This is a genomic window from Pseudomonas mosselii, from assembly GCF_005796105.1.
Taxonomy (GTDB): domain Bacteria; phylum Pseudomonadota; class Gammaproteobacteria; order Pseudomonadales; family Pseudomonadaceae; genus Aquipseudomonas; species Aquipseudomonas mosselii_C.
This window is the reverse complement of sequence record NZ_VAUO01000011.1, coordinates 1-18,301: the sequence shown is the minus strand read 5'-3', so window position 1 is coordinate 18,301 and position 18,301 is coordinate 1. Positions and strand designations below refer to the sequence as shown.

Genomic DNA, 18,301 nt, shown 5'->3' with positions numbered 1-18,301 from the left:
ACGCTTCGATGCGTTTGCCGTTTCTTCAATAATTAAAAGACAGCGCTATCCCATGCTTCATCTGCCCGTTTTTCGATACCCCAGCCTCGCCCTGGCGACCCTGCTCGCCAGCCTCTCAGCGGCCGCCCAAGCGCACGACATGTTCGCCAAGGACTCTCCCTGGATGTTGGGCGACTGGAACGGCACCCGCACCGCATTGCGGGAAAAAGGCTACGACTTCACCCTCGGCTACACCGGCGAGATGGGCAGCAACCTGCGCGGTGGCTACAGCCACGATCGCGCCGCGCGCTACAGTGACCAGTTCACTCTGGGCGCGCACATGGACCTGGAGAAGCTGCTCGGCTGGCAAGCCACCGAGTTCCAGCTCACCGTCACCGAGCGCCATGGCGACAACATCAGCAACGACCGCATCAACGACCCCCGCGTCGGCGGCTTCACCTCGGCCCAGGAAGTCTGGGGACGCGGAGAAACCTGGCGCCTGACGCAAATGTGGATCAAGCAGAAGTACTTCGACGGCGCACTGGATGTGAAATTCGGTCGCTTCGGCGAGGGCGAGGACTTCAACAGCTTCCCCTGCGACTTCCAGAACCTGGCGTTCTGCGGCTCCCAGGTCGGCAACTGGGTCGGCGGCATCTGGTACAACTGGCCGGTCAGCCAGTGGGCGCTTCGGGTCAAGTACAACCTGAACGAACAGCTCTATGCACAGGTCGGAGTGTTCGAGCAGAACCCCTCCAACCTCGAATCGGGCAATGGCTTCAAGCTCAGCGGCAGCGGCACCCAGGGTGCGATCATGCCGCTCGAATTGGTCTGGACGCCACGTATCGGGGGCCTGAAAGGGGAATATCGCGCCGGGTACTACTACAGTAATGCCAAGGCTCAGGATGTTCTCAAAGACCGCACCGGTACTCCGGCGGCCATCAGCGGCGCAGCCTACCGCAGCCGTTCGAGCAAGCATGGGCTGTGGCTCGGCGTGCAGCAGCAAGTGAGCGCGCAGGCATCCGACCAGTCCCGTGGCCTGAGCCTGTTCGCCAACGCAACGGTGCACGACAAGAAGACCAATGCCATCGACAACTATGTACAGGCAGGTTTGGTTTACAAGGGGCCGTTCGATGCCCGCGCCAAGGACGACATCGGTTTCGCCTTGGCCCGCGTGCACGTCAATCCCGGCTACCGCAAAAACGCCCGCCTCGCCAACCAGGCCGCCGGCCTGGACGACTACGACAATCCAGGCTTCCTGCCCGTGCAGGACACCGAATACAGCGCCGAACTCTACTACGGCATTCACCTGGCCGACTGGCTCACCGTGCGTCCGAACCTGCAGTACATCCGCCATCCCGGCGGCGTGTCGCGGGTCGATGACGCGCTGGTCGGCGGCTTGAAGATCCAGAGCAGTTTCTAACCCAACCTTTTCACACGACGGAGAACCTTTGATGAGCACTCAAGGTGCCAAAACTGGAACCCGCTGGCTGACCCGCCTGATGGGCGTGTTGTTAGTGCTGATGGGCCTGGCCCTGCTGGCCGGCGGCATCAAGCTGAGCCTGCTGGGCGGCTCGTTCTACTACCTGATCGCAGGCCTGGGCTTCGCCCTATCGGGCGTCCTGCTGCTGGCCATGCGGCGCATGGCCCTGGGCCTGTACGGCTTGGTGTTGCTGGGCAGCACTGTCTGGGCGCTGCTGGAAGTCGGCCTGGACTGGTGGCAACTGGTGCCACGCCTGGCCATCTGGTTCGCCATCGGCGTGGTGCTGCTGCTGCCATGGGCACGCCGCCCGCTGAACGGCCCAGCTGCGACGCTCAACACCGCGCTGCTGAGCGCCGCGGTGGTTGCCTCGGGCGCCACTGCGGTAGCCAGCCAGTTCACCCACCCAGGCGAGATTCGCGGCCACTTCACCCGCGACAGTAGCGAAATGGCCAGCGCCGCGCCGGCCATGCCTGATGGCGACTGGCAAGCCTATGGCCGTACCGAGTACGGCGACCGCTATTCGCCACTGCGCCAGATCACCCCGCAAAACGCCTACCAGCTCACCGAAGCCTGGCGCATTCGCACCGGCGACCTGCCCACCGGCGACGATCCGGTTGAGCTGACCAACGAAAACACTCCACTCAAGGCTAACGGCATGCTCTATGCGTGCACGCCGCACGGCCGAGTACTGGCCCTGGACCCTGACACCGGGGCCGAGATCTGGCGCTTCGATCCGCAGATCACCAGCCCAACCAAGACCTTCAAAGGCTTTGCCCACATGACCTGCCGTGGCGTCTCGTACTACGACGAGAACAGCTACGTCAGCCGCGACGGCAGCCCGGCACCGAAGATCAGCGACGCAGGCCAAGCCGTGGCTCAAGCCTGCCCACGCCGCCTCTACCTGCCCACCGCCGACGCCCGCCTGATCGCCATCAACGCCGACAACGGCAAGGTCTGCGAAGGCTTCGCCAACCAGGGCCAGATCGACCTGACCCGCGGCATCGGCCCGTTCACCGCAGGTGGCTACTACTCCACCTCGCCCGCTGCGATAACTCGCGAGTTGGTGATCATCGGCGGCCACGTGACCGACAACGAGTCGACCAACGAGCCGTCCGGGGTGATCCGCGCCTACGACGTGCATGACGGCCGCCTGGTGTGGAACTGGGACAGCAACAACCCGGACGACACCAAGCCACTGGCGGACGGCAAGTTCTACAGCCGCAACTCGGCCAACATGTGGTCGCTGGCCAGCGTCGATGAAGAACTCGGCATGGTCTACCTGCCGCTGGGCAACCAGACCCCCGACCAGTGGGGCGCCGACCGCACTCCGGGTGCCGAGAAGTACAGCGCTGGCATCGTCGCCCTGGACTTGGCCACCGGCAAGGCGCGCTGGAACTACCAGTTCACCCACCACGACCTGTGGGACATGGACGTCGGTAGCCAGCCGACCCTGGTTCACCTCAAGACCGATGATGGCGTCAAGCCTGCGGTGATCGTACCGACCAAACAAGGCAGCCTGTACGTACTCGACCGCCGCGACGGCACCCCGATCGTGCCGATCCGCGAGATCCCGGTACCGCAAGGCGCGGTCAAGGGCGACCATACCGCCCCGACCCAAGCACGCTCCGACCTGAATCTGCTCGGCCCAGAACTGACTGAACAGGCCATGTGGGGCGCCACGCCGTTCGACCAGATGCTGTGCCGTATCCAGTTCCGCAGCCTGCGTTATGAGGGCCAGTACACCCCACCGTCCGAGCAAGGCACGCTGGTCTATCCGGGCAACGTCGGCGTATTCAACTGGGGTAGCGTGTCGGTCGACCCGGTGCGCCAACTGCTGTTCACCTCGCCCAACTACATGGCCTTCGTGTCGAAGATGATTCCGCGCGAACAGGTAGCCGAGGGCAGCAAGCGCGAAAGCGAGACCAGCGGCGTACAACCGAACGCCGGTGCGCCTTATGCCGTGACCATGCACCCGTTCATGTCGCCGCTCGGCATCCCGTGCCAGGCGCCGGCCTGGGGCTATGTGGCGGCTATCGACCTGTTCACCAACAAGGTGGTGTGGAAGTACAAGAATGGCACCACCCGTGACAGCACTCCGGTGCCGCTCGGTCTGCCCGTGGGCGTGCCAAGCATGGGCGGCTCGATCGTCACCGCCGGTGGCGTGGGCTTCCTCAGCGGCACCCTGGACCAGTACCTGCGCGCCTATGACGTGAGCAATGGCAAGGAACTGTGGAGCGCCCGCCTACCGGCTGGCGGCCAGGCGACGCCAATGACCTATACCGGCAAGGACGGCAAGCAGTACGTGCTGATCGTCGCCGGTGGCCATGGCTCGCTGGGCACCAAGATGGGCGACTACATCATCGCCTACAAACTCGGCGAATAAGCCGTACGTGCGGTGGTGGCGACACCACCGCACACACCGCCCTCACTGGGCGTACTGCCGTGTCCACTGCCTGGCCGTGTCGTCGAACGCCTTGCGGGTACACAACCACTGCTCGGCGATGTCCGCCTGCAGCGGCTGCTCCGGGTTCGGCTCGCACAACAGCGACAGGATGCTCATCAGCACCTTTTCCACGGTCAGCGCCGGTGACCAGTTGCTGCCCAGGATATCCAGGCCCACCTCACCCTCGCTGCCAACGTTGGGGTGATAGATCCGCGTCACGAACCGCACCTTCAACGGTGATACCGGGTAATCCTGCGGGAATGCCAAAGCCAGGAAGAACACCCCGCCCTCGTAGGGCGTGCCCGAAGGCCCCATGATCGATGCATTCCACGCGAACAGGTCGTTGTCGCTGGAAGGCCCAGCCGAACAACCCGCCGGCGGATCCTTGACCATCATCGCCAGCTCTTTCTGAATCCTTTGCAATGTCGCCATCGGCAGCCTCATATCCGGTTGAGTGGAGCACAACTTCGCAACCGCGACAGTGACAGATCGTTCATCCGCCGGCCATTGAAACCTGTAGCGCGCCTCCCCATCTAAGCACCCATAGCCATTCACGCAGGTGCCCCATGAGCGACCAGCAGGATTTCCCGGAACATCCCGACGAACACAGCGCAGTCGAACACCTCGACCCTTCGGCCGGCACTGGCCACCACCTCGCCCTGCCTGGCCAGCAACTGCCGGACAAGGTGTACGTGATCCCGATTCACAACCGCCCGTTCTTCCCCGCACAAGTGCTGCCGGTGATCGTCAATGAAGAACCCTGGGCCGAAACCCTCGACCTGGTGGCCAAATCCGAGCACCACAGCCTGGCGCTGTTCTACATGGACACCCCGCCAGAAGACCACCGCCACTTCGATACCAAGGCCTTGCCCGAGTACGGCACCCTGGTCAAGGTGCACCATGCCAGCCGCGAGGGCGGCAAGCTGCAATTCGTCGCCCAGGGCCTGACCCGGGTGCGTATCCGTACCTGGCTCAAACACCATCGCCCGCCCTATTTGGTCGAAGTTGAATACCCGCGCCAGCCGGCCGAGCCGACCGACGAAGTCAAGGCCTACGGCATGGCCCTGATCAACGCGATCAAGGAGCTGCTGCCACTTAACCCGCTGTACAGCGAGGAGCTGAAGAACTACCTCAACCGCTTCAGCCCCAACGACCCTTCGCCGCTGACAGACTTCGCCGCCGCGCTCACCTCGGCCAACGGCAACCAGTTGCAGGAAGTGCTCGATTGCGTGCCCATGCTCAAGCGCATGGAAAAGGTCCTGCCCATGCTGCGCAAGGAGGTCGAAGTCGCGCGCCTGCAGAACGAGATCTCCGCCGAGGTGAACCGGCAGATCGGCGAGCACCAACGCGAGTTCTTCCTCAAGGAGCAGCTCAAGGTCATCCAGCAGGAGCTGGGCCTGACCAAGGACGACCGTAGCGCCGACCTCGAACAGTTCCAGCAGCGCCTGGAAGGCAAGACCTTGCCTGAGCAGGCGAAAAAACGCATCGACGAAGAAATGGCCAAGCTGGGCATCCTCGAAACCGGCTCGCCCGAGTACGCCGTCACCCGCAACTACCTGGAGTGGGCCACGGCCCTGCCGTGGGGCCAATACGGTGCGGACAAACTCGATCTGCCCCACGCGCGCAAAGTGCTCGACCGCCATCACGCCGGGCTCGACGACATCAAGGAGCGCATCCTCGAATTCCTCGCCGTCGGCGCCTGGAAAGGCGAGATCAGCGGCTCGATCGTACTACTGGTCGGCCCGCCCGGGGTCGGCAAGACCAGCATCGGCAAGTCCATCGCCGAGTCGCTGGGCCGGCCGTTCTATCGCTTCAGCGTCGGCGGCATGCGCGACGAGGCCGAAATCAAGGGCCACCGGCGTACCTACATCGGCGCGCAACCGGGCAAGCTGGTGCAGGCGCTCAAGGAGGTCGAGGTGATGAATCCTGTGATCATGCTCGACGAGATCGACAAGATGGGCCAGAGCTATCAGGGCGACCCGGCCTCGGCCTTGCTCGAAACCCTCGACCCCGAGCAGAACGTCGACTTCCTCGACCATTACCTGGACCTGCGCCTGGACCTGTCCAAGGTCTTGTTCGTGTGCACCGCCAACACCCTGGACTCGATCCCTGGGCCGTTGCTCGACCGCATGGAAGTGATCCGCCTGTCGGGCTACATCACCGAAGAAAAGCTCGCCATCGCCAAGCGTCACCTGTGGCCCAAGCAACTGGAAAAGGCCGGCGTGTCGAAGACCAGCCTGAGCATCAGCGACAGCGCCCTGCGCACGGTGATCGAGGGTTACGCCCGCGAGGCGGGTGTGCGCCAGCTGGAGAAACAGCTAGGCAAACTGGTGCGCAAGGCCGTGGTAAAGCTGCTCGACGACCCCGAAGCCAAGCTCAAGATCGGCAACAAAGACCTGGAAGCCGCCCTCGGCATGCCGGTATTCCGCAGCGAGCAGGTGCTGGCTGGCAAAGGCGTGATCACCGGCCTTGCCTGGACCAGCATGGGCGGCGCTACCCTGCCCATCGAGGCCACGCGCATCCATACCCTGAACCGCGGCTTCAAGCTGACTGGCCAACTGGGCGAGGTGATGAAGGAATCGGCTGAAATCGCCTACAGCTACATCAGCTCGAACCTCAAGCAGTTCGGCGCCGACCCAGCATTCTTCAACGAAGCGTTCATCCACCTGCACGTCCCCGAAGGCGCCACCCCCAAGGACGGCCCCAGCGCCGGCATCACCATGGCCAGCGCCCTGCTGTCGCTGGCCCGTGACCAGGCGCCGAAGAAAGGCGTGGCCATGACCGGCGAGCTGACCCTTACCGGGCAGGTGCTGCCGATCGGCGGGGTGCGCGAAAAAGTCATCGCGGCGCGCCGACAGAAGATCTTCGAACTGATCTTGCCCGAAGCCAACCGTGGGCATTTCGAAGAGCTGCCGGCCTACCTCAAGGAAGGGCTACAGGTGCATTTCGCCAAACGCTACGCCGACGTGGCGAAGGTACTGTTCAGTTGAGAGGACCGAGGTGCGGCATGTCGACTTGCCCCACAGGCGCGCCTCGGTGCGTCGCGCTCGGCCATGCTTGAGCGCGACGATTGCGGCCTGCGCTTGCAGCTGAGCATAATCAACGTCGTTTGCGCCAGGCTCGGGCGAGCGTGGCAATAAGAAGGCATCGCCTGCCTCCGACGGCATCGGCCAGCCCTGCCTGTCCGGTTGGCGCTTCGATCCCCGACACGGAGCCACCATGCACTACCAACGCGTACTGTTTCTCCTAGGCCTCACCCTGCTCGGCGCCTGCGCGCAACAACCGCCACGCAGCGTTGAACTGGACGCCGAAAGCGAATGCCCCCAGCGTCTGCACGTGGGCCAGAGCCTGACCCTGACCCTGCCCAGCAATCCGACGACGGGCTACCGCTGGCTGCTGCAAAACCCCGCCTCAGGCATCCTGCGCAGCCTCGGCCCTGAGGTCTACAGCGACCCGCAAGAGGCCGGCATCGTCGGTAGCGCGGGGCTCTCCACCTGGCGTTTCCAGGCGAGTTCAGCCGGTGACGGCCAACTCGTGCTGGTGTATCAACAGCCGTGGGCACCGGAAGTTCGCCCGGTGCAGACCTTCGACTGCGCCATTCGCGTGCGCTGAGCGTGCCGCGCCGGTCAGCAGGCCATGCAAGCTTGGCGTGGTTTGGCTAGAATGCCGCCCCTCTGGATTGCAAGCCGCCTGGACCCACTGTGAGCAAAGAACCCGACCGCCTATTCGCCCAGCCCCTGGAACAGGTGCCCGACTTCGTCTTCAACGAGGACGTGGTGCGCGTGTTCCCGGACATGATCAAGCGCTCGGTGCCCGGTTATCCGACCATCGTCGAGAACCTGGGCGTGCTCGCGGCACGCTTCGCCCAGCCGAACACTGCCCTGTATGACCTGGGCGCTTCGCTGGGCGCGGTCACCCAGGCCCTGCGCCGCCACGTGCGCAGCGACGGCTGCCGGGTGATCGCGGTGGACAATTCCGCCGCCATGGTCGAGCGCTGCCGCCAATACCTCACCGCCCAGGACTCGATGTTCCAGGAGCTGCTGCCGGTGCAGGTGCTCGAAGCCGATATCCTCACGCTGCCTTTCGAGCCAGCCTCGGTGGTGGCCATGAACTTCACCTTGCAGTTCATCGCCCCCGACCAACGCCTGGAACTGCTCGGCCGCATCCGCCAGGCCCTGCTGCCGGGCGGTGCATTGATTCTGTCGGAGAAACTGCGCTTTGCAGACGACCCCACGCAGGATCTACTCAACGACCTGCACCTGGATTTCAAGCGTGCCAATGGCTACAGCGACCTGGAAATCGCCCAGAAGCGCAGCGCCATCGAGCACGTGATGAAGCCTGACACCTTGCAGACCCACGAAGCACGCCTGCTGGCCGCCGGTTTTTCCAAGGTCGTGCCGTGGTTCCAATGCCTCAACTTTGCCTCGCTGATAGCCCTGCCATGATCGATCTGTCCCCCCTCGTTCGCCGTCTGGCGGGCACGCCCCTTGCCACCTGGTCCCAAGGCCTGCAAGCGCAACTGGAAAGCAAGCTGGAGAAAGGCCACGGTGACCTCGAGCGCTGGCGCGGCGCGCTGGCGGCGTTGCCCAACCTTGTGCCAAGCCAGATCGACCTGGTCGACGGCCTGCGCCTGGACTGCGACTGCGACGACGCCACCCGTGCGCAGATGCGCCAGGCGTTGATGGGGCTGTCGCCTTGGCGCAAAGGGCCATTCGACCTGTTCGGCGTGCACGTGGACACCGAATGGCGTTCGGACTGGAAATGGTCGCGCGTAGGCCCGCACCTGAACCTCCAGGGCAAGCGCGTGCTCGATGTGGGCTGCGGCAACGGTTATTACCAGTGGCGCATGCTCGGCGCTGGTGCCGACATGGTCATCGGCGTCGACCCCAACTGGCTGTTCTTCTGCCAGTTCCAAGCGGTGCAGCAGTACCTGCCACAGCTCCCCGCCTGGCACCTGCCGTTCGCCCTCGAAGAACTGCCGGCCAACCTGGAAGGCTTCGACACGGTGTTCTCGATGGGGGTGTTCTACCACCGTCGTTCACCCATCGAGCACCTGCTGGCGCTGAAGGACTGCCTGGTCAAGGGCGGCGAGCTGGTGCTCGAAACCTTGGTGATCGAAGGCGACGAAAATCAGGTACTGGTGCCGGAAGATCGCTACGCGCAGATGCGCAACGTCTGGTTCCTGCCCTCGGTCCCGGCGCTGGAGCGCTGGCTGCGCCGCGCAGGCTTTAGCGACGTACGCTGCGTCGACGTCAGCGTCACCAGCGTCGAGGAGCAGCGCAGCACCGAATGGATGCGCTACCAGTCGCTGGGTGATTTCCTCGACCCGAACGACCACAGCAAGACCGTCGAAGGCCTGCCGGCGCCACGCCGCGCCACGCTGCTGGCGCGCAAGTAACCCGACCTACAGCCCTTCGTGGGTTCTGCGCAGAACCCAGGCTGTGCAAGGCGGGTTTACCCGCGAAGGGCCGCACAGCGGCCCCGCTCGCTTGCACCTCAGTCCTTGGCCACCTCGCGGGCCCTTTGCTCGGCCTTGCGTTCACGCTCAGCCAGCGCTTGCTGCTTGTCGTCGCCATGCAGGCGGGCCTGATCCTCGCGGAATGCCTGCCAGAACTGCTTCGACCTTTGCGCTCCATCTTCGGCGAAAACGCTGGTGCTGCCCAGGGCGAGGGTCGCCAGCAGCAGGTATTTGCTCAGGTTCATCATGCTTGCCTCAAGGTAACCGTTTAGACAGGGCCATCCTGACAGCACGCAGCTAACACCAAGGTGATCCGGGGATTACAGTCTTGCAAGGGGCCGCAGCTATCGGCCACATGACCTGCGCATTACAAATCGGTTATCCCCGCCACCACGCCGCTCGCATCCCGTAACATCCTCACGGCTTGACCCTGATGTCACTACAGGGTCGAGAATCGCCCCCCTTTCTCCTGCCGAGCCTGACCATGCGCCTGTTGATCATCGAAGACGAACCCCGTACCGCCGACTACTTGCAACAAGGCCTGCGCGAGAACGGCTACGTGGTCGATTGCGCACATACCGGCACCGATGGCCTGCACCTGGCCCGCCAGCAGCCTTACGATCTGGTGATCCTCGACGTGAACCTGCCCGAACTGGACGGCTGGAGCGTACTACAACGCCTGCGCGCAGAGTCCGCCACTCGCATCATGATGCTCACGGCCCACGGCCGCCTGGCCGATCGGGTCAAAGGCCTGGACCTGGGCGCCGACGACTATCTGCTCAAGCCCTTCGAGTTTCCCGAGCTGCTGGCGCGCATCCGCAGCCTGCTGCGGCGCAACGACCAACGCTTGCAGCCAAGCACGCTGAAAGTCGCCGACCTTGAGCTGGACCCCGGTCGCCATCGGGCCTGGCGTGGCGGCCAGCGCATCGACCTGACGGCCAAGGAGTTCGCCCTGCTGCACCTGCTGATGCGCCAAAGTGGCGAAGTGCTGTCGCGTACCCAGATCATTTCATTGGTCTGGGACATGAACTTCGACTGCGACACCAACGTGGTGGAAGTGTCGATCCGCCGCCTGCGCGCGAAGATCGACGACCCGTTCGAGGACAAGCTGATCCATACCTTGCGCGGCGTCGGCTACGTGCTCGAGGCGCGCCAGTGAAAGCCACCAGCCTCTCGCTGCGCCTGGGCCTGAGCGTGACCCTGATGGGGGCAGCGCTGGTGCTGCTGCTGGCATGCCTGGCGGTTTTTGCCTTGGACCACGAACTGGACAGCCGGGCGCGCAAGGACCTCACGCGCAAGATGCTACAGGTGGAGCACAACCTGCGCGTGGACCTGCGCAGTGCCGATCTCGCGACCCGCGCCCACCCCTTGCTCGATCTGGTGATGGGCCATGACAACCTGAGCCTCAGCGTGCTGGCAGTCAACGGTCGCCACCCCGCCCTACTGAGCCTGGGCCCGCCATTGCAATCGCAAACGCTGCAAACGCTGCCCGTCGAGGCCCAACTGAGCTTCCATGAATGGCAGGACGCTGCAGGTAACCAGATGCTCAGCGCCAGCCGCCTGATGCGCCTGCGTGACGACACCCCAGTCAAGGTGCTGATGTCACTCAACCGCAGCGACGACAACGATCTGCTCGAAGCCTACTTGCACTCGACGTTGCTGGCACTGCCGTTGCTGTTGCTACTGATCGGCATCGCGGCCTGGAAACTGGTACAACGAGGCTTGCGCCCGCTGCGCCACTTTCGCCGTATCGCAGGCCAGGTGTCGGCGCAGAACCTGGAGCACCGCCTACCCGACGCAGGGCTGCCCAGCGAGCTGGCGGATTTGGCCCGGGCCATCAACATCATGCTCGACCGACTCGACCAGGGCGTCAGCCAGCTCTCGCAGTTCTCCGACGATCTGGCCCACGAACTGCGCACCCCCATCGGCAACCTGATGGGCAAGGCCCAGGTCACCCTCGCCCGCGAACGCGATGGCGAACGCTACCGTGAGGCGCTGGAAGATAGCGTCGAGGAACTGACCCGGCTCAATCGCATGATCAACGACATGCTGTTCCTCGCCCAGGTCAGCCAGCCGCAGACCCAGGTGACCCTGGCGCCCTTGGCACTGGCCGATGAAGTGTCGCGGGTGAGCGAACTGTTCGCCTTCAGCGCCGAACTCAAGGGGATCAGCTTGCACCTGCAAGGCTGGGGTACTGCGCTGGCCGACCGATTGATGTTCCAGCGGGCACTGTCGAACCTGTTGAGCAATGCCATTCGACATGGCCAGGCACACCAGCCAATCACCGTGGGCATTGAGCGAAGAGAAAACGACATCGCCGTATGGGTGCAGAACACCGGGCCGGGTATCGCCGAGGAACACCTAGCGCACCTGTTCGAGCGTTTCTACCGGGCGGGCTCCGGGCGCTCGCGGCTCGAGGGGGGAACCGGGCTGGGGCTGGCGATCGTCAAGTCGATCATGCAGTTGCACGGCGGCAGGGTCGAGGTAAGCAGTTGCCCCAGCGGCCCGACCCGATTCACCTTGCTGTTCAAGTCGCAGTAACGCGATGGCAGGGCCCTCACGGGCCCCAAAATCGACCGTTCAGCGCGAAGCGTCGAGGATCAGTGCCTTCATCTCGGCCACCGCCGCCTTGAAACCAACGAACAGGGCGTGAGCCACCAGCGCATGGCCGATGTTCAACTCGTTGATGCCCTTGATGGCCGCGACCGCCTCGACGTTGTGGTAGTGCAGGCCGTGACCGGCGTTGACGATCAGGCCCTGACCGACGCCAAAGGCCACGCCATCCTTGATGCGCTGTAACTCTTGCGCCACCTCGCTGGGTGTTTCGGCATCTGCGTAACGACCGGTGTGCAGCTCGATGGCCGGCGCACCGACAAGCCGCGAAGCCTCGATTTGCCGCTCGTCGGCATCGATGAACAGCGACACTTCAGCGCCCGTGCGCGACAGGCGCTCCACTGCGGCCTTGATACGCGCTTGCTGGCCGGCCACATCCAGGCCACCTTCGGTGGTCAGCTCCTGGCGGGTCTCCGGGACCAGGCAGATGTGCGCCGGGCGGATCTTCTCGGCAAAGACCATCATCTCTTCGGTGACACCCATCTCGAAGTTCATGCGGGTCTGCAACACGTCCTTGAGCAGCAAGACGTCACGCTCCTGGATATGCCGACGGTCTTCGCGCAGGTGCACGGTGATGCCATCGGCACCCGCTTCCTCGGCGTCCAGCGCAGCCTTGACCGGGTCAGGGTAACGGGTACCCCGGGCCTGGCGCAGGGTCGCCACGTGGTCGATGTTGACGCCAAGAAGCATGCGGTTGCTGTGAGTCACGAAAGGGCTCTCCTGAAGATTGAGGCCCACAGCATACGTCGTGCTCAGCGCTTGCGAAACAGTTCCCGACTGACCAGCGGCTTTGGCCCCAGATGAACCGCCAGGGCCTGGCGCATCAGGCGTTTGGCTGCCAGCAGGGCGCCGGGAGCGTCCCAGTCCGCGTCAGCCAGGGCCAGCAGTTCGGTGCCCCTGAACAGCCCAGGCTGGAACAGCTCGACGCGTTCGAGCCCGGCGTCCACCTGTAGACGATAAAGGCCCTCGGCAACCACCGGTGCGGCGTTGACGTCGTGGTTCAGGGCAAAGGCGTAGCCCAGCTCATCAAGCAGGCGCCATTCGAAAGAGCGCAGCAGCGGCTCCAGTGCACGGCCTGCGGCCAGGGCCTGCAAGGTCAGGGCGTAATGCTCGAACAGCGCCGGATGCGGCGCCTCGGCTGGCAGCAGGCGCATCAGCAGTTCGTTGAGGTACAAGCCACTGAACAGCGCATCGCCATGCAGCCAGGCGGCGATACCGCTGGTGTCCAGGCGCCCGACGTTCTTCAATTCGCCGCGCCCACGCAGCTCTACCTCCAATGGCACGAATGGTCGCACCAGGCTGCCCCCCTTGCCCCGTGCCCGGCGCAGCACTGCACGCACACGGCCCTGAGGGGTGAGAAAGTCCACCAGGGCACTGGTTTCCTTGTAGGCGCGACTATGCAGCACGTAGGCCGGTTGGGGGGTGGGTTGGTCCATGGGGTGTCACTCAGACCGAGAGCGTCGCTGACCCTGTAGGAGCGGCCTTGTGTCGCGCAAGGGCTGCAAAGCAGCCCCAGCAATCTGCGCAGCGACGCTGAAATTTTGGGGCCGCTACGCGGCCCTTTCGCGACACAAGGCCGCTCCTACAAAGGCCAGACAGCTGCGGCCAGAAGCTTACAGGTCGCCGTAACCCAGCGAGCGCAGGGCGCGCTCGTCGTCGGACCAGCCGCCTTTGACCTTGACCCACAGGTTAAGCATCACCTTGGCGTCGAACAGCACTTCCATGTCCTTGCGCGCCTCGGAACCAATGCGCTTGATGCGCTCGCCCTTGTCACCAATGATGATTTTCTTCTGGCCGTCGCGCTCTACGAGGATCAGTGCATGGATGTGCAGCACATGGCCCTGTTGCTTGAACTCTTCGATTTCCACGGTGATCTGGTACGGCAGCTCCGCACCCAGCTGGCGCATGATCTTTTCGCGCACCAGTTCGGCAGCGAGGAAGCGGCTGCTGCGGTCGGTGATCTGGTCTTCCGGGAAGAAGTGGTCGTTTTCCGGCAGGTGCTTCGCAATCTGCGCTTCCAGCGCGTCAAGGTTGTGCCCCTGCTGCGCGGAAATCGGCATCACCTCGGCATTCGGCAGTTGCTCCTGCAACCACTGAAGGTGCGGGATCAACTCGGCTTTTTCTTCCATGCGGTCGGTCTTGTTGACCGCGATGATCAACGGGCCGGTGACGTACTGAACGCGCTCGAGCACCAGTTGGTCCTCATCGGTCCAGCGCGTGCGGTCGACCACGAAGATCACCACATCCACGTCCTTCAAAGCCGCCGAGGCGTTGCGGTTCATGTAGCGGTTCAGGGCCTTGTCGTTGGCCTTGTGCATGCCGGGGGTGTCGACGTAGATCGCCTGCACCTCACCCTCGGTCTTGATGCCGAGCATGTTGTGGCGAGTGGTCTGCGGCTTGCGCGAGGTGATCGCCAGCTTCTGCCCGAGGATGTGGTTGAGCAGCGTGGACTTGCCCACGTTAGGGCGACCCACGATGGCGACATAGCCGCAGCGGGTCGAAGTGTTCTCAGTCATTGCCATTCTCCACGCCCAGGGCGATCAATGCGGCGGCGGCAGCGACCTGTTCGGCGATACGCCGGCTCACGCCCTGGCCACGGCTTTTTTTATTCAGCAGGACCACTTCGCACTCGACGAAGAACGTCCGGCAGTGCGGTTCACCCTGGATATCCACCACCTCATAGCGCGGTAGTTCGCAGGCTCGCGACTGCAGGAACTCCTGCAAGCGGGTCTTCGGGTCCTTGTTGGTGTCCACCAGCGTCAGGCCGTCGAACTCGTCGGTCAGCCAGGCGAGGATGCGCTCGCGGGCGGTCTGCATGTCGGCGTCCTGGTAGATCGCGCCGATCAGTGCCTCAAGCGCGTCGGCGAGGATCGACTCGCGGCGAAAACCGCCACTCTTGAGTTCGCCCGAGCCCAGGCGCAGGTACTCACCCAGGTCGAAGCCACGGGCCAACCGGGCCAGTGTCTCACCCTTGACCAACCGCGCACGCAGACGCGACAACTGGCCTTCGCGAGCTTGCGGGAAACGCTCGAACAGCGCTTCGCCAGCAACGAAGTTGAGGATGGCATCGCCGAGGAACTCCAGGCGTTCGTTATTGCGCCCGGCATAGCTGCGATGGGTCAGGGCCAACAACATCAGGTCCTGATTCTTGAAGGTGTAGCCGAGCTTGCGCTCCAGGCGGGCAAGAGAGGCGCTCATCGGACCTCCCCTGTGGTGTTAAACGCGTTGTTCAAATCAACATCCTGAAAGACGGTTTGGCTGTGGTCTTCGCCGGAAACGGCGAAATCTCTCGCTCCCTGAGAACACAGCCTATGTCAGAAATGCAATCGGCGCTGTCCGCAGACAGCGCCGTCGATGCTCAGTGGATCAGGCCGACCCGCGACAGGTTCGGGAAATGGCTCAGTTTCGGTTCTGGCCAGCTCATCCATACCGCGAACGCCTTGCCGACGATATTGCGGTCTGGAACCATGCCGTGCAGCGCTTTGGGTATGTTCGGGTCATCCCAGTAGCGGCTGTCGTTGGAGTTGTCGCGGTTGTCACCCATCATGAAGTAGTGGCCAGCCGGTACACTCCATTGCTGGTCCGGCGGCATACGATAGCGCGCCATTTCCTTGCGGATCAGGTGCTCGGCTTCACCCAGTTTTTCTTTGTAAAGCTCAGCGCTGCCCAGGGTGCCAGGCTCGGTCCCGACAAGCTGTTCAGCGACCAATTGGCCATTGACATACAGCCGCTTGTCGTTGGTGTAGCGGATCTCGTCACCCGGCAGGCCGACTACACGCTTGATGTAGTTGACGTTCGGATCACTCGGGTAACGGAACACCATCACATCCCCGCGCTGTGGATCACCGACCTCGATGACCTTCTTGTCGATCACCGGCAGGCGGATACCGTAGGAGAACTTGTTCACCAGGATGAAGTCGCCCACTTCCAGGGTCGGTTTCATCGACCCCGAAGGGATCTGGAACGGTTCGACCAGGAACGAGCGCAGCACCAGCACGATGAACAGTACCGGGAAGAAAGACTTGCCGTATTCGACCAGCAACGGCTCCTTGTTCAGGCGCTCCACCACGGCCACTTCGGGCTGGGTGACGCTGTTCTGGTAGGTGGCGATCGCCGCCCGCCTGCGCGGGGCCAGGAACAGCAGGTCGATCAGGCCTAACAGGCCACACACGGCTACGGCGATGACGAGCAACAGCGGGAAATTTAGCGACATAGGACCTAGCTATCCAACCTGAGCACGGCGAGGAAGGCTTCCTGTGGAATTTCCACGTTACCGACCTGTTTCATGCGTTTCTTACCGGCCTTCTGCTTCTCCAGCAGTTTCTTCTTACGGCTGACGTCACCGCCGTAGCACTTGGCCAGTACGTTCTTTCTGAGCGCCTTGACAGTTGTCCGCGCGATGATCTGGCCGCCGATGGCTGCCTGGATCGCCACGTCGAACATCTGGCGAGGGATCAGTTCCTTCATCTTCTCGGTCAATGCACGGCCTTTGTAGGCTGCGTTGTCACGGTGCACGATCAGTGCCAAGGCGTCGACCTTGTCACCGTTGATCAGCACGTCCAGCTTGACCAGGTTGGCCGACTGGTAGCGGTCGAAATGATAGTCCAGCGAAGCGTAGCCGCGGCTAGTGGACTTAAGGCGGTCGAAGAAGTCCAGCACCACCTCGTTCATCGGCATGTCATAGCGCACCTGCACCTGGCTGCCGAGGAACTGCATGTCGCGCTGCACGCCACGCTTCTCGATGCACAGGGTAATCACGTTGCCCAGGTGCTCCTGAGGCACCAGGATGGTGGCAGTGACGATCGGCTCCCGGAAGTCGGCCACGGCCGAGACGTCCGGCAGCTTGGACGGGTTGTCGACGACGATGGTCTCGCCGGTCTTGAGTTCCAGCTCGTAGATCACGCTTGGGGCGGTGGTGATCAGGTCCAGGTCGTACTCGCGCTCCAGGCGCTCCTGGATGATCTCCATGTGCAGCATGCCGAGGAAGCCGCAACGGAAGCCGAAGCCCAGTGCGTCGGAGCTTTCCGGCATGTACTGCAGCGACGAGTCGTTCAACGTCAGCTTTTGCAGTGCGTCGCGGAAGTCCTCGAAGTCGTCGGAGCTGACCGGGAACAGGCCGGCGTAGACCTGCGGCTGGATCTTCTTGAAGCCCGGCAGCACTTCGACTTCAGGGGTGTTGGACAGCGTCAGGGTATCACCCACCGGCGCGCCATGAATGTCCTTGATGCTGGCGATGATGAAGCCAACTTCACCGGCTTTAAGGTCGGCGGTCTGGGTGTGTTTCGGGGTGAACACACCGACGCTGTCGACCAGGTGCACCTTGCCGGTGGACTTGACCAGGATCTTGTCGCCTTTCTTGACGCGGCCGTGGCGCACGCGTACCAAGGACACAACGCCCAGGTAGTTGTCGAACCAGGAGTCGATGATCAGCGCCTGCAAGGGGGCGTCGATGTTGCCTTCCGGTGCAGGGATGGTCTGGACCAGGCGCTCGAGCACCTCGTCCACACCCATGCCGCTCTTGGCACTGCATGCCACGGCGTCGGTGGCGTCGATGCCGATGATCTTCTCGATCTCGTCCTTGACGCGGTCCGGGTCGGCCTGGGGCAGGTCCATCTTGTTCAGCACGGGCATGACTTCCAGGCCCTGCTCGATGGCGGTGTAGCAGTTGGCGACCGACTGGGCCTCGACACCTTGGCCAGCGTCGACCACCAACAGCGCGCCTTCACAGGCCGCCAGCGAACGCGAGACTTCATAGGTGAAGTCGACGTGGCCTGGAGTGTCGATGAAGTTCAACTGGTAGACCTTGCCGTCCTGCGCCTTGTAATTGAGCGTGACGCTGTGGGCCTTGATGGTGATCCCGCGCTCACGCTCCAGGTCCATGGAGTCGAGGACCTGGGCCTCCATTTCGCGTGCCGACAGGCCACCGCACATCTGGATGAAACGGTCGGCCAGCGTCGACTTGCCATGGTCGATGTGGGCGATGATGGAGAAATTGCGGATATGACTCAAATCACTCACAGGTCAACACTCGAAAAGGCTGCGAGCCGAACGCCCGCCGAAAAATAGCCGGGAATTGTACCTCAAGCCGCAGTGATATGGGAGATTCCTCTATCGGCCTGTACACCCCCTCCTGGGCCAGCCCATGTGCCCCATGCTGGGGCAAAAAGGCGGCAACGTGCGCCCAGCGGGCCTGCGCGCATGAAAAAGGGCAGCCAATGCGTAATGCGAGTGAGTTCAGCCAATGGGGCCGCTGCGCGCCCCTTTCCGGCCGGTCCGGCGCCCCGGCTAGGTGAACTGGCCTAATGATTTTGGACACCTTCATCGGGCG

Annotated in this window: 16 protein-coding genes; 8 read left to right on the top strand and 8 right to left on the bottom strand. The window is 63.3% G+C overall.

Translation table 11 applies throughout. The features are described 5' to 3' along the window. The first annotated feature begins 52 nt into the window (after nucleotides 1–52). A complete protein-coding gene (locus FEM01_RS19440) occupies nucleotides 53–1,399 on the top strand; it encodes a carbohydrate porin (protein ID WP_138221099.1) in 1,347 nt (448 codons plus the stop codon). A gap of 31 nt (nucleotides 1,400–1,430) precedes the next feature. Further along, nucleotides 1,431–3,842, top strand: a complete 2,412-nt coding sequence (locus tag FEM01_RS19435; RefSeq protein WP_138221098.1) for a glucose/quinate/shikimate family membrane-bound PQQ-dependent dehydrogenase — start codon at nucleotides 1,431–1,433, stop codon at nucleotides 3,840–3,842. Between the two features lie 42 nt (nucleotides 3,843–3,884). Here the strand turns inward: FEM01_RS19435 and FEM01_RS19430 are convergent, their stop codons facing one another. Beyond that, a complete protein-coding gene (locus FEM01_RS19430) occupies nucleotides 3,885–4,334 on the bottom strand; it encodes a ubiquitin-conjugating enzyme E2 (RefSeq protein WP_138221097.1) in 450 nt (149 codons plus the stop codon). Nucleotides 4,335–4,468: 134 nt separating this feature from the next. On the opposite strand from FEM01_RS19430, the gene lon reads away from it, so the two are divergent. The 4 genes from lon to cmoB all read left to right on the top strand — a co-directional run bounded on the left by lon (nucleotide 4,469) and on the right by cmoB (nucleotide 9,300). Further along, nucleotides 4,469–6,892, top strand: a complete 2,424-nt coding sequence (gene lon, locus FEM01_RS19425; protein WP_138221096.1) for an endopeptidase La — start codon at nucleotides 4,469–4,471, stop codon at nucleotides 6,890–6,892. Nucleotides 6,893–7,121: 229 nt separating this feature from the next. Beyond that, nucleotides 7,122–7,514, top strand: a complete 393-nt coding sequence (locus FEM01_RS19420; protein ID WP_138221095.1) for a protease inhibitor I42 family protein — start codon at nucleotides 7,122–7,124, stop codon at nucleotides 7,512–7,514. A gap of 89 nt (nucleotides 7,515–7,603) precedes the next feature. Next, nucleotides 7,604–8,347, top strand: a complete 744-nt coding sequence (gene cmoA / locus FEM01_RS19415) for a carboxy-S-adenosyl-L-methionine synthase CmoA (protein WP_138221094.1) — start codon at nucleotides 7,604–7,606, stop codon at nucleotides 8,345–8,347. Beyond that, nucleotides 8,344–9,300: a tRNA 5-methoxyuridine(34)/uridine 5-oxyacetic acid(34) synthase CmoB gene (gene cmoB, locus FEM01_RS19410; protein WP_138221093.1), complete on the top strand. Its 957-nt coding sequence runs from the start codon at nucleotides 8,344–8,346 to the stop codon at nucleotides 9,298–9,300. The genes cmoA and cmoB overlap by 4 nt, the downstream gene beginning before the upstream one ends. 98 nt (nucleotides 9,301–9,398) lie before the next feature. Here the strand turns inward: cmoB and FEM01_RS19405 are convergent, their stop codons facing one another. After that, nucleotides 9,399–9,605 (bottom strand): hypothetical protein, encoded by a 207-nt coding sequence (locus FEM01_RS19405; RefSeq protein ID WP_138221177.1) that lies wholly within the window; start codon nucleotides 9,603–9,605, stop codon nucleotides 9,399–9,401. 239 nt (nucleotides 9,606–9,844) lie between these two features. Here FEM01_RS19405 and FEM01_RS19400 point away from each other — a divergent pair, with 239 nt between their 5' ends. Then, nucleotides 9,845–10,519: a heavy metal response regulator transcription factor gene (locus FEM01_RS19400; RefSeq protein ID WP_138221092.1), complete on the top strand. Its 675-nt coding sequence runs from the start codon at nucleotides 9,845–9,847 to the stop codon at nucleotides 10,517–10,519. Then, nucleotides 10,516–11,901 (top strand): heavy metal sensor histidine kinase, encoded by a 1,386-nt coding sequence (locus tag FEM01_RS19395; protein WP_138221091.1) that lies wholly within the window; start codon nucleotides 10,516–10,518, stop codon nucleotides 11,899–11,901. The genes FEM01_RS19400 and FEM01_RS19395 overlap by 4 nt, the downstream gene beginning before the upstream one ends. Nucleotides 11,902–11,940: 39 nt before the next feature. On the opposite strand, the gene pdxJ is transcribed toward FEM01_RS19395, so the two are convergent. The 6 genes from pdxJ to lepA form a co-directional block, all read right to left on the bottom strand. After that, a complete protein-coding gene (pdxJ, locus tag FEM01_RS19390; protein WP_416781540.1) occupies nucleotides 11,941–12,663 on the bottom strand; it encodes a pyridoxine 5'-phosphate synthase in 723 nt (240 codons plus the stop codon). A gap of 62 nt (nucleotides 12,664–12,725) precedes the next feature. Beyond that, on the bottom strand, nucleotides 12,726–13,409 hold the full coding sequence (gene recO / locus FEM01_RS19385) for a DNA repair protein RecO (RefSeq protein ID WP_138221089.1): 684 nt from the start codon (nucleotides 13,407–13,409) through the stop codon (nucleotides 12,726–12,728). 177 nt (nucleotides 13,410–13,586) lie between these two features. Continuing rightward, a complete protein-coding gene (gene era, locus FEM01_RS19380) occupies nucleotides 13,587–14,489 on the bottom strand; it encodes a GTPase Era (RefSeq protein ID WP_138221088.1) in 903 nt (300 codons plus the stop codon). Then, nucleotides 14,482–15,171 (bottom strand): ribonuclease III, encoded by a 690-nt coding sequence (rnc, locus tag FEM01_RS19375; RefSeq protein ID WP_138221087.1) that lies wholly within the window; start codon nucleotides 15,169–15,171, stop codon nucleotides 14,482–14,484. The genes era and rnc overlap by 8 nt, the downstream gene beginning before the upstream one ends. A gap of 160 nt (nucleotides 15,172–15,331) precedes the next feature. Beyond that, nucleotides 15,332–16,186, bottom strand: coding sequence for a signal peptidase I (gene lepB, locus FEM01_RS19370; protein ID WP_138221086.1), 855 nt, complete (start codon nucleotides 16,184–16,186; stop codon nucleotides 15,332–15,334). A gap of 5 nt (nucleotides 16,187–16,191) precedes the next feature. Beyond that, entirely contained in the window at nucleotides 16,192–17,991 is a 1,800-nt protein-coding gene (gene lepA / locus FEM01_RS19365) for a translation elongation factor 4 (protein WP_138221085.1), read from the bottom strand. Nucleotides 17,992–18,301 lie beyond the last annotated feature (310 nt).